This is a genomic window from Pseudomonas sp. YA1 (assembly GCF_058680555.1).
On record NZ_JBZWBG010000036.1, the window covers coordinates 1 to 15,787 of the forward strand.

At 60.9% G+C, this 15,787-nt stretch carries 13 protein-coding genes and 1 tRNA gene; all 14 read left to right on the forward strand.

The features are described from left to right. Positions 1-123, forward strand: a 123-nt coding sequence (locus AC4OR5_RS30645; RefSeq protein ID WP_449578527.1) for an EF-Tu C-terminal domain-related protein, incomplete at its 5' end; no start/stop codon positions are given. 55 nt (positions 124-178) lie between these two features. Next, positions 179-254: transfer RNA gene (locus AC4OR5_RS30650), tRNA-Trp, on the forward strand. Between the two features lie 45 nt (positions 255-299). Beyond that, the gene (gene secE / locus AC4OR5_RS30655) at positions 300-668 is read left to right on the forward strand and encodes a preprotein translocase subunit SecE (RefSeq protein ID WP_031755334.1); all 369 of its coding nucleotides are present in this window, start codon (positions 300-302) and stop codon (positions 666-668) included. A gap of 9 nt (positions 669-677) precedes the next feature. After that, positions 678-1,211: a transcription termination/antitermination protein NusG gene (nusG, locus tag AC4OR5_RS30660; RefSeq protein WP_003108028.1), complete on the forward strand. Its 534-nt coding sequence runs from the start codon at positions 678-680 to the stop codon at positions 1,209-1,211. A gap of 116 nt (positions 1,212-1,327) precedes the next feature. Further along, positions 1,328-1,759 (forward strand): 50S ribosomal protein L11, encoded by a 432-nt coding sequence (rplK, locus tag AC4OR5_RS30665; protein ID WP_003093751.1) that lies wholly within the window; start codon positions 1,328-1,330, stop codon positions 1,757-1,759. Next, the gene (gene rplA / locus AC4OR5_RS30670; RefSeq protein ID WP_003093749.1) at positions 1,759-2,454 is read left to right on the forward strand and encodes a 50S ribosomal protein L1; all 696 of its coding nucleotides are present in this window, start codon (positions 1,759-1,761) and stop codon (positions 2,452-2,454) included. Before rplK ends, rplA begins: the two co-directional genes overlap by 1 nt. Positions 2,455-2,652: 198 nt before the next feature. Then, complete coding sequence (gene rplJ / locus AC4OR5_RS30675) at positions 2,653-3,153, forward strand: 50S ribosomal protein L10 (RefSeq protein WP_003093748.1); 501 nt, start codon at positions 2,653-2,655, stop codon at positions 3,151-3,153. Positions 3,154-3,231: 78 nt separating this feature from the next. Continuing rightward, complete coding sequence (gene rplL, locus AC4OR5_RS30680; RefSeq protein ID WP_003093747.1) at positions 3,232-3,600, forward strand: 50S ribosomal protein L7/L12; 369 nt, start codon at positions 3,232-3,234, stop codon at positions 3,598-3,600. A 221-nt stretch (positions 3,601-3,821) separates the two neighbouring features. Next, positions 3,822-7,895, forward strand: a complete 4,074-nt coding sequence (gene rpoB, locus AC4OR5_RS30685) for a DNA-directed RNA polymerase subunit beta (protein ID WP_043104630.1) — start codon at positions 3,822-3,824, stop codon at positions 7,893-7,895. A gap of 65 nt (positions 7,896-7,960) precedes the next feature. Then, complete coding sequence (rpoC, locus tag AC4OR5_RS30690; protein WP_003093745.1) at positions 7,961-12,160, forward strand: DNA-directed RNA polymerase subunit beta'; 4,200 nt, start codon at positions 7,961-7,963, stop codon at positions 12,158-12,160. 151 nt (positions 12,161-12,311) lie between these two features. Next, positions 12,312-12,683 (forward strand): 30S ribosomal protein S12, encoded by a 372-nt coding sequence (gene rpsL / locus AC4OR5_RS30695; RefSeq protein ID WP_003093744.1) that lies wholly within the window; start codon positions 12,312-12,314, stop codon positions 12,681-12,683. Between the two features lie 99 nt (positions 12,684-12,782). Continuing rightward, positions 12,783-13,253 (forward strand): 30S ribosomal protein S7, encoded by a 471-nt coding sequence (gene rpsG, locus AC4OR5_RS30700; protein ID WP_003093742.1) that lies wholly within the window; start codon positions 12,783-12,785, stop codon positions 13,251-13,253. Positions 13,254-13,283: 30 nt separating this feature from the next. Continuing rightward, complete coding sequence (fusA, locus tag AC4OR5_RS30705; protein ID WP_009316344.1) at positions 13,284-15,404, forward strand: elongation factor G; 2,121 nt, start codon at positions 13,284-13,286, stop codon at positions 15,402-15,404. 30 nt (positions 15,405-15,434) lie between these two features. Beyond that, positions 15,435-15,787, forward strand: a 353-nt coding sequence (locus AC4OR5_RS30710) for a GTP-binding protein (RefSeq protein WP_034013714.1), incomplete at its 3' end; no start/stop codon positions are given.

Here is a 15,787-nt window from a genome sequence, read left to right on the forward strand (position 1 = left end):
GACAACATCAAGATGGTTGTCACCCTGATCGCTCCGATCGCCATGGAAGATGGCCTGCGCTTCGCGATCCGCGAAGGCGGCCGTACCGTTGGCGCCGGCGTGGTTGCCAAGATCATCGAATAATATCGGTTGATCTTCCCCTCTCAGGCCGGCATAATGGTCGGCCTGATTTTGCTTCAGGCCAGTAGCTCAATTGGCAGAGCGGCGGTCTCCAAAACCGCAGGTTGGGGGTTCGATTCCCTCCTGGCCTGCCAGATTTCCCAAGTAAATCTGGCTTTTCTTCACGAGATTCCTAACAGATGAATGCCAAGGCAGAAGCCAAAGAATCACGTTTTGATCTCTTGAAATGGCTCTTGGTTGCCGTTCTGGTTGTGGTTGCCGTTGTGGGCAATCAGTACTTTTCGGCTCAACCAATCCTGTATCGCGTTCTCGGTATTCTCGTTCTGGCGGTGATCGCTGCCTTCCTGGCTCTGCAAACGACCAAGGGGCAGGCCTTCTTTAGTCTTGCTAAGGAAGCGCGCGTCGAGATTCGCAAGGTCGTATGGCCGAGTCGTCAAGAAACAACTCAGACCACGCTGATCGTGGTCGCGGTAGTGCTGGTAATGGCGCTGCTGCTGTGGGGGCTCGATTCCCTGCTGGGTTGGTTGGTTTCCATGATTGTAGGTTAAGGGTGCGCCGTGGCTAAGCGTTGGTACGTTGTGCATGCATACTCGGGCTACGAGAAGCATGTCATGCGCTCGCTGATCGAGCGTGTCAAGCTTGCTGGCATGGAAGAAGAGTTCGGCGAGATTCTGGTTCCCACCGAAGAAGTGGTGGAGATGCGGAACGGCCAGAAGCGCAAGAGCGAGCGCAAATTCTTCCCTGGCTATGTGCTGGTTCAGATGGAAATGAACGAAGGTACCTGGCACCTGGTGAAGGATACCCCGCGCGTCATGGGCTTCATTGGCGGGACTGCCGACAAGCCGGCTCCGATCACCGATCGTGAGGCTGATGCAATCCTGCGTCGCGTGGCCGATAGCGGTGACAAGCCCAAGCCGAAGACCCTGTTCGAGCCGGGTGAGACCGTTCGTGTCATCGATGGTCCTTTCGCCGACTTCAATGGTGTCGTCGAAGAAGTTAACTACGAGAAGAGCCGGATCCAAGTGGCCGTGCTCATCTTTGGCCGCTCTACCCCGGTGGAGCTGGAGTTCAGTCAGGTCGAAAAGGTCTAACTGAAAACGCATCCCTCACCCCGCAGCCCAAGGCTGCGGGGTTTTGTCGTCACTGGGATAAACGCGAAAGCAACCGGGGAGCCTTCAGGCGCTTGTACCCGAATTTGGAGTAGCAAATGGCTAAGAAAATCCAGGCTTATATCAAGCTGCAAGTAAAGGCCGGTCAGGCCAACCCGTCGCCGCCGGTCGGCCCTGCCCTGGGTCAGCACGGCGTGAACATCATGGAATTCTGCAAGGCGTTCAACGCCAAGACCCAAGGCCAAGAGCCGGGCCTGCCGACTCCTGTGATCATCACCGTTTACAGCGACCGTAGCTTCACCTTCGAAACCAAGAGCACCCCGGCTGCCGTCCTGCTGAAAAAAGCAGCTGGCATCACCAGCGGCTCCGCTCGTCCGAACTCCCAGAAAGTCGGCACCGTTACCCGTGCCCAGCTGGAAGAGATCGCCAAGACCAAGCAGGCTGACCTGACCGCTGCTGATCTGGACGCTGCTGTACGTACCATCGCTGGCTCCGCGCGCAGCATGGGCCTGAACGTGGAGGGTGTGTAATGGCTAAGCTGACCAAGCGCCAGAAGGCGATTGCCGAGAAAGTAGTTGCCGGCAAGCAGTACAGCTTCGAAGAGGCCGCCAAGCTGCTGGCCGAGCTGTCCACCATCAAGTTCAAGGAGTCCGTGGACGTTGCCGTGAACCTCGGCGTCGATCCGCGTAAATCCGACCAGGTCGTTCGTGGCGCCACCGTTCTGCCGAACGGCACCGGCAAGAGCGTCCGCGTTGCCGTCTTCACCCAGGGTCCGGCTGCCGAGGCCGCTCTGGCTGCCGGCGCCGACAAGGTGGGCATGGACGAGCTGGCTGCCGAAATGAAAGGCGGCGACCTGAACTACGACGTCGTCATCGCCTCCCCGGATGCCATGCGTGTCGTCGGTCAGCTGGGCCAGATCCTCGGCCCGCGTGGTCTGATGCCGAACCCGAAAGTCGGCACCGTGACTCCGGACGTCGCTACCGCCGTGAAGAATGCCAAAGCTGGTCAGGTACGTTTCCGTACCGACAAGAACGGCATCATCCACAGCTCCGTCGGTAAGGTCGATTTCGAACCGGCCAAGCTGCAGCAGAACGTTGAAGCGCTGCTGGCCGACCTGAAGCGCCTGAAGCCGTCCTCGTCGAAAGGCGTGTACGTCAAGCGCGTGACCCTGAGCACCACCATGGGTCCGGGCCTGCAGATCGACCTGGCTTCCCTGGAAGCCTAAGTGAAATCGTGCAGCGGGTTCTGCCCGCTGCACAGGTATTGGGGTCCCTGCCTGGCGGGGGCTATCCAAGACCGTAGGTGGCGCAAGCCTTAAACCACAAGCCTACGCAGATGGTGCTCCCGATTCGGTTACCGAATCAGACACCAAAACGACGTCCGGCCTCGGCTGGACGAAACGGTAACATCCAGGAGTAAACCCGTGGCAATTAAACTCGAAGACAAGAAGGCCATCGTCGCTGAAGTCAACGAGGCTGCCAAAGCTGCCCTGTCCGCTGTCGTGGCCGATGCCCGTGGCGTGACCGTAGGCGCCATGACCGGACTCCGTAAAGAGGCCCGCGAAGCTGGTGTGTACGTGAAAGTCGTACGTAACACCCTGCTCAAGCGCGCCGTTGAAGGCACCCAGTTCGACGTGCTCAACGACGTGTTCAAAGGCCCGACCCTGATCGCTTTCTCCAACGAACATCCGGGCGCTGCCGCTCGTATCTTCCGTGAGTTCGCCAAGGGTCAGGACAAGTTCGAGATCAAGGCGGCTGCCTTCGAGGGTCAGTTCCTCGCAGCCAATCAGATCGACGTACTGGCAAGCCTGCCGACCTACGACGAAGCCGTATCGCAGCTGATGAGCGTGATTCAGGGCGCTACCAGCAAGCTGGCTCGTACTCTGGCGGCCATTCGCGACCAGAAAGAAGCTGCTGCCGCCTAAGTCGGCTCGCAAGCGCTTTCAATCTTATTTGTTTAATACGATGGCCGCAGGCCGTCCCCCAATACAGGAATTAGAGTCATGGCTCTGACCAACGAAGACATCATCAACGCCGTATCCGAAATGTCCGTCATGCAAGTGGTCGAACTGATCAAGGCGATGGAAGAGAAGTTCGGCGTTACCGCTGCTGCCGCTACCGTTGCCGCTGCTGGCCCGGCTGCTGCCGCTGCCGAAGAGCAGACCGAGTTCACCATCGTCCTGGCCGAAGCTGGCGACAAGAAAGTGAACGTGATCAAGGTCGTTCGCGAACTGACCGGTCTGGGTCTGAAAGAAGCCAAGGCTGTCGTAGACGGCGCTCCGGGCGTGGTGAAGGAAGGCGCTTCGAAAGAAGAAGCCGAAGCCGCCAAGAAAGCCCTGGAAGAAGCAGGCGCCAAAGTCGAGCTCAAGTAAGCGACGACCTTGCATCTACAGCCCGAGCGTCAAGCGAAAGGCTGATGGCTGGTGGCTTTTGCCACCGGCCTTTTTCCGTTCTGGGTGGACTCGCCTCGGGCGTTCCACCCACGACGTGAAAGTGCCCCGAGTGGGCAATGCAGGCCAAGGGGTCTGCAAGATTTTCCGGCTGCTCCCGTCGGAGACGCCAAACAAGCAGGTGACCAAGCTGGGGAACGCTGATGGCTTACTCATACACTGAGAAAAAACGTATCCGCAAGGACTTTAGCAAGTTGCCGGACGTCATGGATGTGCCGTATTTGCTGGCCATCCAGCTGGATTCCTATCGCGAATTCCTGCAGGCTGGCGCAACCAAGGAGCAGTTCCGCGATATCGGTCTGCACGCGGCCTTCAAGTCCGTTTTCCCGATTATCAGCTATTCCGGCAATGCTGCCCTGGAATACGTCGGCTACCGTCTGGGTGAGCCGGCATTCGATGTCAAGGAGTGCGTGCTGCGCGGCGTGACCTTCGCCGTACCGCTGCGCGTGAAAGTTCGCCTGATCATCTTCGACCGCGAGTCGTCGAACAAGGCGATCAAGGACATCAAGGAACAAGAAGTCTACATGGGGGAAATCCCCCTGATGACCGAGAACGGTACCTTCATCATCAACGGTACCGAGCGTGTCATCGTCTCCCAGCTGCACCGTTCCCCGGGCGTGTTCTTCGACCACGACCGTGGCAAGACCCACAGCTCCGGCAAGCTGCTGTACTCCGCGCGGATCATTCCTTACCGCGGTTCCTGGCTGGACTTCGAGTTCGATCCGAAGGACTGCGTGTTCGTCCGTATCGACCGTCGCCGCAAGCTGCCGGCCTCGGTACTGCTACGCGCGCTCGGCTACAGCACCGAAGAGATCCTCAACGCCTTCTACGCGACCAACGTCTTCCACATCAAGGGCGAGACCCTGAACCTGGAACTGGTCCCGCAGCGCCTGCGCGGTGAAGTCGCGAGCATCGACATCAAGGATGGCAGCGGCAAGGTGATCGTGGAGCAGGGGCGTCGTATCACTGCCCGCCACATCAACCAGCTGGAAAAGGCTGGCGTGAGCCAGCTGGAAGTGCCGTTCGACTACCTGATCGGCCGTACCATCGCCAAGGCGATCGTGCATCCGGCTACCGGCGAGATCATCGCCGAGTGCAACACCGAGCTGACCCTCGACCTCCTGGCCAAGGTGGCCAAGGCCCAGGTCGTGCGCATCGAGACCCTGTACACCAACGACATCGACTGCGGTCCGTTCATCTCCGACACCCTGAAGATCGACAACACCAGCAACCAGCTGGAAGCCCTGGTCGAGATCTACCGGATGATGCGTCCGGGCGAGCCGCCGACCAAGGAAGCTGCCGAGACCCTGTTCGGCAACCTGTTCTTCAGCGCCGAGCGTTACGACCTGTCGGCCGTGGGCCGGATGAAGTTCAACCGCCGTATCGGTCGTACCGAGATCGAAGGTCCGGGCGTCCTGAGCAAGGAAGACATCATCGATGTGCTCAAGACCCTCGTCGACATCCGTAACGGCAAGGGCATCGTCGATGACATCGACCACCTGGGCAACCGTCGTGTCCGTTGCGTCGGCGAAATGGCCGAGAACCAGTTCCGCGTGGGCCTGGTGCGTGTCGAGCGCGCGGTCAAGGAACGCCTGTCCATGGCCGAAAGCGAAGGCCTGATGCCGCAGGACCTGATCAACGCCAAGCCGGTGGCTGCCGCGATCAAGGAGTTCTTCGGTTCGAGCCAGCTGTCGCAGTTCATGGACCAGAACAACCCGCTTTCCGAGATCACCCACAAGCGCCGCGTCTCCGCGCTCGGCCCGGGCGGTCTGACCCGTGAGCGTGCGGGCTTCGAGGTTCGTGACGTACACCCGACCCACTACGGCCGCGTGTGCCCGATCGAAACCCCTGAAGGTCCGAACATCGGTCTGATCAACTCCCTGGCGACCTACGCCCGCACCAACAAGTACGGCTTCCTCGAGAGCCCGTACCGCGTGGTCAAGGACAGCCTGGTAACCGACGAGATCGTGTTCCTGTCGGCGATCGAAGAAGCCGACCACGTCATCGCCCAGGCTTCGGCGACCCTCAACGAGAAGGGTCAACTGGTGGACGAGCTGGTGGCCGTGCGTCACCTGAACGAATTCACCGTGAAGGCGCCGGAAGACGTGACCCTGATGGACGTTTCGCCGAAGCAGGTCGTTTCCGTCGCTGCCTCGCTGATTCCGTTCCTCGAGCACGACGACGCCAACCGCGCACTCATGGGCTCGAACATGCAGCGTCAGGCCGTACCGACCCTGCGCGCCGACAAGCCGCTGGTGGGTACCGGCATGGAGCGCAACGTGGCGCGCGACTCCGGCGTCTGCGTCGTGGCTCGCCGTGGCGGTGTGATCGACTCGGTCGATGCCAGCCGTGTCGTGGTTCGCGTGGCGGATGACGAAGTCGAGACCGGCGAAGCGGGTGTCGACATCTACAACCTGACCAAGTACACCCGTTCCAACCAGAACACCTGCATCAACCAGCGTCCGCTGGTGAGCAAGGGTGACGTGGTTGCGCGCGGCGACATCCTGGCCGACGGTCCGTCCACCGACATGGGCGAACTGGCCCTGGGCCAGAACATGCGCGTAGCGTTCATGCCCTGGAACGGCTTCAACTTCGAAGACTCCATCTGCCTGTCCGAGCGCGTGGTCCAGGAAGATCGTTTCACCACGATCCACATCCAGGAACTGACCTGCGTCGCTCGTGACACCAAGCTTGGCCCAGAGGAAATCACCGCGGACATCCCGAACGTGGGCGAGGCCGCGCTGAACAAGCTGGACGAAGCCGGTATCGTCTACGTCGGCGCCGAAGTGCAGGCCGGCGACATCCTGGTCGGCAAGGTCACTCCGAAAGGCGAGACCCAGCTGACCCCGGAAGAGAAGCTGCTGCGCGCGATCTTCGGTGAGAAGGCGTCCGACGTGAAGGACACCTCCCTGCGTGTGCCGACCGGCACCAAGGGTACCGTCATCGACGTTCAGGTCTTCACCCGCGACGGCGTCGAGCGCGACTCCCGCGCGCTGTCCATCGAGAAGATGCAACTCGACCAGATCCGCAAGGACCTGAACGAAGAGTTCCGCATCGTCGAAGGCGCGACCTTCGAGCGTCTGCGTGCCGCCCTGGTCGGTGCCAAGGCTGAAGGTGGCCCGGCGCTGAAGAAGGGCACGGAGGTCACCGACGACTACCTCGACGGTCTCGAGCGCGGCCAGTGGTTCAAGCTGCGCATGGCCGACGACGCCCTGAACGAACAGCTGGAGAAGGCCCAGGCCTACATCAGCGATCGTCGTCAGCTCCTGGATGACAAGTTCGAGGACAAGAAGCGCAAGCTGCAGCAGGGCGACGACCTGGCTCCGGGCGTGCTGAAAATCGTCAAGGTCTACCTGGCGATCAAGCGTCGCATCCAGCCGGGCGACAAGATGGCCGGCCGTCACGGTAACAAGGGTGTGGTCTCGGTGATCATGCCGGTGGAAGACATGCCGCACGATGCCAACGGCACCCCGGTCGACATCGTCCTCAACCCGTTGGGCGTACCGTCGCGTATGAACGTCGGTCAGATCCTCGAAACCCACCTGGGCCTCGCGGCCAAGGGGCTGGGCGAGAAGATCAACCGCATGCTCGAAGAGCAGCGCAAGGTCGCCGAACTGCGTAAGTTCCTGCACGAGATCTACAACGAGATCGGCGGTCGCGAGGAAAACCTCGACGAGCTGGGCGACAACGAGATCCTCGCGCTGGCCAAGAACCTGCGCGGTGGCGTACCGATGGCGACCCCGGTGTTCGATGGCGCCAAGGAACGCGAGATCAAGGCCATGCTGAAGCTGGCCGACCTGCCGGAAAGCGGCCAGATGCGTCTGTTCGACGGCCGTACCGGCAACCAGTTCGAGCGTCCGACCACCGTCGGCTACATGTACATGCTCAAGCTGAACCACCTGGTGGACGACAAGATGCACGCCCGTTCCACCGGCTCGTACAGCCTGGTTACCCAGCAGCCGCTGGGTGGTAAGGCACAGTTCGGTGGTCAGCGCTTCGGTGAGATGGAGGTGTGGGCGCTGGAAGCCTATGGCGCGGCGTACACCCTGCAGGAAATGCTGACGGTCAAGTCGGACGACGTGAACGGGCGGACCAAGATGTACAAGAACATCGTGGACGGCGATCACCGCATGGAGGCCGGCATGCCCGAGTCCTTCAACGTTCTGATCAAAGAGATCCGTTCGCTCGGCATCGACATCGAACTGGAAACCGAATAACACGTGACGCTAGACGGTGCGGCTGGTCAAGGCCGGTCGCACCGGGTCCGTGAGGAGGAAAGGCCTTGAAAGACTTGCTTAATCTGTTGAAAAACCAGGGTCAAATCGAAGAGTTCGATGCCATCCGTATTGGCCTGGCTTCGCCCGAGATGATTCGTTCCTGGTCTTTCGGCGAAGTTAAAAAGCCGGAAACCATCAACTACCGTACCTTCAAGCCGGAGCGCGACGGCCTGTTCTGCGCCAAGATCTTCGGCCCGGTGAAGGACTACGAGTGTCTGTGCGGCAAGTACAAGCGCCTCAAGCACCGCGGTGTGATCTGCGAGAAGTGCGGCGTGGAAGTCGCCCTGGCCAAGGTGCGCCGTGAGCGCATGGGCCACATCGAGCTGGCTTCGCCGGTTGCCCATATCTGGTTCCTGAAGTCGCTGCCGTCCCGTATCGGCCTGCTGCTGGACATGACCCTGCGCGATATCGAGCGCGTGCTCTATTTCGAGAGCTACGTGGTGATCGATCCGGGCATGACCACCCTGGAAAAGGGCCAGCTGCTGAACGACGAGCAATACTTCGAGGCCCTCGAAGAGTTCGGTGACGATTTCGATGCTCGCATGGGCGCCGAAGCCGTTCACGAACTGCTCAACGCCATCGACCTGGAGCACGAGATCGGCCGCCTGCGCGAAGAGATTCCGCAGACCAACTCGGAAACCAAGATCAAGAAGCTGTCCAAGCGCCTGAAGCTGATGGAAGCCTTCCAGGGCTCCGGCAACAAGCCCGAGTGGATGGTCCTGACCGTCCTGCCGGTGCTGCCGCCGGACCTGCGTCCGCTGGTTCCGCTGGATGGCGGTCGCTTCGCGACTTCCGACCTGAACGACCTGTATCGTCGGGTGATCAACCGTAACAACCGTCTGAAGCGCCTGCTCGACCTGGCCGCTCCGGACATCATCGTGCGCAACGAAAAGCGCATGCTGCAGGAAGCCGTCGACGCCCTGCTCGACAACGGCCGTCGCGGTCGCGCCATCACCGGCTCGAACAAGCGTCCGCTGAAGTCGCTGGCCGACATGATCAAGGGCAAGCAAGGTCGCTTCCGTCAGAACCTGCTCGGCAAGCGCGTGGACTACTCCGGTCGTTCCGTGATCACCGTGGGCCCGACCCTGCGCCTGCACCAGTGCGGTCTGCCGAAGAAGATGGCCCTGGAGCTGTTCAAGCCGTTCATCTTCGGCAAGCTGGAAGGTCGTGGTATGGCCACCACCATCAAGGCCGCCAAGAAAATGGTCGAGCGCGAGCTGCCCGAGGTCTGGGACGTTCTCGCCGAAGTCATCCGCGAGCATCCGGTTCTCCTGAACCGTGCGCCGACCCTGCACCGTCTGGGCATCCAGGCGTTCGAGCCGGTCCTCATCGAAGGCAAGGCGATCCAGCTGCACCCGCTGGTCTGCGCCGCGTACAACGCCGACTTCGACGGTGACCAGATGGCCGTCCACGTTCCGCTGACCCTCGAGGCCCAGCTGGAAGCGCGCGCGCTGATGATGTCCACCAACAACATCCTGTCGCCCGCCAACGGCGAGCCGATCATCGTTCCGTCGCAGGACGTGGTAATGGGTCTTTACTACATGACCCGTGAAGCGATCAACGCGAAGGGCGAGGGCATGGCCTTCGCCGACCTGCAGGAAGTCGACCGCGCCTACCGCAGCGGCCAGGCGTCCCTGCACGCTCGTGTGAAAGTGCGCATCAACGAAAAGATCAAGGGTGAAGACGGCCAACTGACCGCCAATACCCGTATCGTCGACACCACCGTCGGCCGCGCGCTGCTGTTCCAGGTCGTTCCGGCCGGCCTGCCGTTCGACGTGGTCAACCAGTCGATGAAGAAGAAGGCGATCTCCAAGCTGATCAACCACTGCTATCGCGTGGTGGGTCTGAAGGACACCGTCATCTTCGCCGACCAGCTGATGTACACCGGTTTCGCCTACTCGACCATTTCCGGCGTGTCCATCGGCGTCAACGACTTCGTCATCCCGGATGAGAAGGCGCGGATCATCAACGCCGCCACCGACGAAGTGAAGGAGATCGAGAGCCAGTACGCCTCCGGCCTGGTAACCCAGGGCGAGAAGTACAACAAGGTGATCGACCTGTGGTCGAAGGCCAACGACGAAGTGTCCAAGGCGATGATGGCCAACCTCTCGAAAGAGAAGGTCGTCGATCGCGAGGGCAAGGAAGTCGACCAGGAGTCCTTCAACTCCATGTACATGATGGCTGACTCGGGTGCGCGGGGCTCCGCGGCCCAGATCCGTCAGCTGGCAGGTATGCGTGGCCTGATGGCCAAGCCGGACGGCTCGATCATCGAGACCCCGATCACCGCGAACTTCCGTGAAGGCCTGAACGTACTCCAGTACTTCATCTCCACCCACGGTGCTCGTAAGGGTCTGGCGGATACCGCGCTGAAGACCGCGAACTCCGGTTACCTGACCCGTCGTCTGGTCGACGTGGCCCAGGATCTGGTAGTGACCGAGATCGATTGCGGTACCGAGCACGGCCTGCTGATGTCGCCGCACATCGAAGGCGGCGACGTGGTCGAGCCGCTCGGCGAGCGCGTGCTCGGCCGTGTGATCGCGCGCGACGTGTTCAAGCCGGGCAGCGATGAGGTCATCGTGCCGGCCGGCACCCTGATCGACGAGAAGTGGGTCGATTTCCTCGAAGTGATGAGCGTCGACGAAGTGGTGGTGCGTTCCCCGATCACCTGCGAAACCCGTCATGGCATCTGCGCCATGTGCTACGGCCGCGATCTGGCCCGTGGCCATCGCGTCAACATCGGTGAGGCAGTCGGTGTCATCGCTGCCCAGTCCATCGGTGAGCCGGGCACCCAGCTGACCATGCGTACCTTCCACATCGGCGGTGCGGCCAGCCGGACCTCCGCGGCCGACAACGTCCAGGTGAAGAACGGCGGCACCATCCGCCTGCACAACCTGAAGCATGTGGTTCGTGCCGACGGCGCGCTGGTCGCGGTTTCCCGTTCCGGCGAACTGGCGGTTGCCGACGACTTCGGTCGCGAGCGCGAGCGCTACAAGCTGCCGTACGGTGCGGTGATCTCGGTCAAGGAAGGCGACAAGGTCGACCCGGGTGCCATCGTCGCCAAGTGGGACCCGCACACCCACCCGATCGTCACCGAGGTGGACGGTACCGTGGCCTTCGTGGGCATGGAAGAGGGCATCACCGTCAAGCGTCAGACCGACGAACTGACCGGCCTGACCAACATCGAAGTGATGGATCCGAAGGACCGTCCGGCTGCCGGCAAGGACATCCGTCCGGCCGTGAAGCTGATCGATGCCGCGGGCAAGGACCTGCTGCTGCCGGGTACCGACGTACCGGCGCAGTACTTCCTGCCGGCCAACGCCCTGGTCAACCTGACCGACGGCGCCAAGGTGAGCATCGGTGACGTTGTCGCGCGTATCCCGCAGGAAACCTCGAAGACCCGTGACATCACCGGTGGTCTGCCGCGCGTCGCCGACCTGTTCGAGGCTCGTCGTCCGAAAGAGCCTTCGATCCTGGCGGAAATCAGCGGCACCATTTCCTTCGGCAAGGAGACCAAGGGCAAGCGCCGCCTGGTCATCACGCCGAACGATGGCAGCGATCCGTACGAGGAGCTGATTCCGAAGTGGCGTCACCTGAACGTGTTCGAAGGCGAACAGGTGAACCGCGGCGAAGTCATCTCCGACGGTCCGAGCAACCCGCACGACATCCTGCGCCTGCTGGGCGTGAGCTCGCTGGCGAAGTACATCGTCAACGAGATCCAGGACGTCTACCGTCTGCAGGGCGTGAAGATCAACGACAAGCACATCGAGACCATCCTGCGTCAGATGCTGCGCAAGGTCGAAGTCAGCGAGTCCGGCGACTCCAGCTTCATCAAAGGCGACCAGGTGGAACTCACCCAGGTGCTGGAAGAGAACGAACAGCTCGGTACCGAGGACAAGTTCCCGGCCAAGTACGAGCGGGTTCTGCTGGGTATCACCAAGGCCTCCCTGTCGACCGAGTCGTTCATTTCCGCGGCGTCGTTCCAGGAGACCACCCGCGTCCTCACCGAGGCGGCGGTCACCGGCAAGCGCGACTTCCTGCGTGGTCTGAAAGAGAACGTGGTCGTGGGTCGCCTGATCCCGGCCGGTACCGGTCTGGCTTACCACAGCGAGCGCAAGCGTCAGCGCGACCTCGGCAAGCCGCAGCGTGTGAGTGCCAGCGAGGCGGAAGCCGCACTGACCGAAGCGCTGAACTCGAGCGGTAACTAAGCATCAACGACAAGCCCCGGCTATCCCGATAGCCGGGGCTTTGTCTTGACGGTGTACAAGAACCTCTTTACTATTTTGTACCCCGAAAATTGGCAGGGCGCACGCTCTGTCATTTCGTTTGTGTGTCGTAAGACAATCAGTGGAGCTATAGATGGCAACTATCAACCAGCTGGTGCGTAAGCCGCGCAAGCGCATGGTCGACAAGAGCGACGTGCCTGCGCTGCAGAACTGCCCGCAACGTCGTGGCGTATGCACCCGCGTATACACCACCACGCCGAAAAAGCCGAACTCGGCACTGCGTAAGGTATGCCGTGTACGTCTGACCAACGGTTTCGAGGTTTCCTCGTACATCGGTGGTGAAGGTCACAACCTGCAAGAGCACAGCGTAGTGCTGATCCGTGGCGGTCGTGTAAAGGACCTTCCGGGTGTGCGTTACCACACCGTGCGCGGTTCGCTGGACACCTCGGGTGTCAAAGACCGTAAGCAGGGTCGTTCGAAGTACGGCGCCAAGCGTCCGAAGTAATAGCGTTTTTATATTTATCTGAGTCGATAAGAGTAAGGTCGGGCGTAACTTGACTGTTATGGTCCCGGGCTAACCTGAAGACCGTTTGAGGGCTTATCAATGCCAAGACGTCGTGTAGCGGCCAAGCGTGAAGTGCTGGCTGATCCGAAATACGGAAGCCAGATCCTGGCCAAGTTCATGAACCACGTGATGGAAAGCGGCAAGAAAGCCGTTGCCGAGCGTATCGTTTACGGTGCGCTGGACAAGGTGAAGGAACGCGGCAAGGCCGATCCCCTGGAAACCTTCGAAAAAGCTCTCGATGCCATCGCTCCGCTGGTCGAAGTGAAGTCCCGCCGCGTAGGTGGTGCGACTTACCAGGTTCCGGTCGAAGTCCGTCCGTCCCGTCGTAATGCCCTGGCCATGCGTTGGCTGGTGGACTTCGCCCGCAAGCGTGGCGAGAAGTCCATGGCCCTGCGCCTGGCTGGCGAGCTGCTGGATGCCGCTGAAGGCAAGGGCGCAGCAGTCAAGAAGCGTGAAGACGTGCACCGTATGGCAGAGGCCAACAAGGCCTTCTCGCACTACCGGTTCTAATCGCGCTGCCCAACCCCCGAGGACCTTATTGTGGCCCGTACTACACCCATCAACCGCTACCGTAATATCGGTATCTGTGCCCACGTTGACGCGGGCAAGACCACCACCACGGAGCGGGTTCTGTTCTATACCGGCGTCAACCACAAGCTGGGCGAAGTGCATGACGGCGCTGCGACCACCGACTGGATGGTGCAGGAGCAGGAGCGCGGTATCACCATTACCTCCGCTGCCGTTACCACCTTCTGGAAGGGCTCGCGCGGTCAGTACGACAACTATCGCGTAAACGTCATCGACACCCCCGGCCACGTAGACTTCACCATCGAGGTGGAGCGTTCCCTGCGTGTACTGGACGGCGCTGTCGTGGTGTTCTGTGGCACCTCCGGCGTAGAGCCGCAGTCGGAAACCGTATGGCGTCAGGCCAACAAGTACGGCGTACCGCGCATCGTCTACGTCAACAAGATGGACCGCCAGGGCGCGAACTTCCTGCGCGTCGTCGAGCAGATCAAGAAGCGCCTGGGTCATACCCCGGTTCCGGTCCAGCTCGCCATCGGCGCTGAAGAGAACTTCGTCGGTCAGGTCGACCTGGTCAAGATGAAGGCCATCTACTGGAACGATGACGACAAGGGCATGACCTACCGCGAGGAAGAAATTCCTGCGGAGCTCAAGGACCTGGCCGAAGAGTGGCGTTCCAGCATGGTCGAGGCTGCGGCCGAAGCCAACGAAGAGCTGATGAACAAGTACCTCGAAGAGGGCGAGCTCTCCGAAGCCGAGATCAAGGAAGGCCTGCGTCTGCGCACCCTGGCGTGCGAGATCGTTCCGGCCGTCTGCGGTTCCTCGTTCAAGAACAAGGGCGTTCCGCTGGTTCTCGATGCCGTCATCGACTACCTCCCGGCTCCGACCGAGATCCCTGCGATCAAGGGCGTCAGCCCGGACGACGAGACCGTCGAAGACGAGCGTCATGCCGACGACAACGAACCGTTCTCGTCCCTGGCGTTCAAGATCGCTACCGACCCGTTCGTCGGTACCCTGACCTTCGCCCGCGTTTACTCCGGCGTCCTGAGTTCCGGCGACTCCGTCCTGAACTCGGTGAAAGGCAAGAAAGAGCGCGTTGGTCGGATGGTGCAGATGCACGCCAACCAGCGTGAAGAGATCAAGGAAGTGCGCGCAGGCGACATCGCTGCCCTGATCGGCATGAAGGACGTCACCACCGGTGACACCCTGTGCTCGATCGAGAAGCCGATCATCCTCGAGCGCATGGACTTCCCCGAGCCGGTAATCTCGGTCGCTGTAGAGCCGAAGACCAAGGCTGACCAGGAGAAGATGGGTATCGCCCTCGGCAAGCTGGCCCAGGAAGACCCGTCGTTCCGTGTCAAGACCGACGAAGAGTCCGGTCAGACCATCATCTCCGGCATGGGCGAGTTGCACCTGGACATCATCGTCGACCGCATGAAGCGCGAGTTCGGTGTCGAGGCCAACATCGGCAAGCCGCAGGTTGCCTACCGTGAGACCATCACCAAGGACAACGTGGAGATCGAAGGCAAGTTCGTTCGCCAGTCCGGTGGTCGCGGTCAGTTCGGTCATTGCTGGATCCGTTTCTCGGCCGCGGACGTGGACGAGAAGGGCAACATCACCGAAGGCCTGGTGTTCGAGAACGAAGTCGTGGGCGGTGTGGTTCCGAAGGAATACATCCCGGCGATCCAGAAGGGTATCGAAGAGCAGATGAAGAACGGCGTCGTTGCCGGCTATCCGCTCATCGGCCTGAAGGCTACCGTTTTCGATGGTTCCTACCATGACGTCGACTCCAACGAGATGGCGTTCAAGATCGCTGCTTCCATGGCGACCAAGCAGCTGGCCCAGAAGGGCGGCGGCAAGGTGCTCGAGCCGATCATGAAGGTAGAGGTGGTGACTCCTGAGGACTACATGGGTGACGTGATGGGCGACCTGAACCGTCGTCGTGGTCTGATTCAGGGGATGGAGGACACGGTTTCCGGTAAGGTTATTCGTGCCGAGGTTCCGCTGGGTGAGATGTTCGGTTATGCGACCGACGTGCGTTCCATGTCCCAGGGTCGCGCGAGCTACTCCATGGAATTCTCCAAATACGCCGAAGCTCCGTCGAACATCGTCGAAGCGCTGGTTAAAAAACAAGGTTGATTCAGCCCTTTAAGTAAGAGGTTTACTGTCGTGGCTAAGGAAAAATTCGAACGTAACAAACCGCACGTCAACGTCGGCACCATCGGTCACGTTGACCATGGCAAGACCACTCTGACCGCTGCACTGACCAAGGTCTGCTCCGACACCTGGGGTGGTTCCGCTCGTGCTTTCGATCAGATCGACAACGCGCCGGAAGAAAAGGCCCGCGGTATCACCATCAACACCTCGCACGTTGAATACGATTCCGCTGTTCGTCACTACGCTCACGTTGACTGCCCCGGTCACGCCGACTACGTGAAGAACATGATCACCGGTGCTGCCCAGATGGACGGCGCGATCCTGGTTTGCTCGGCTGCCGACGGCCCCATGCCGCAGACCCGCGA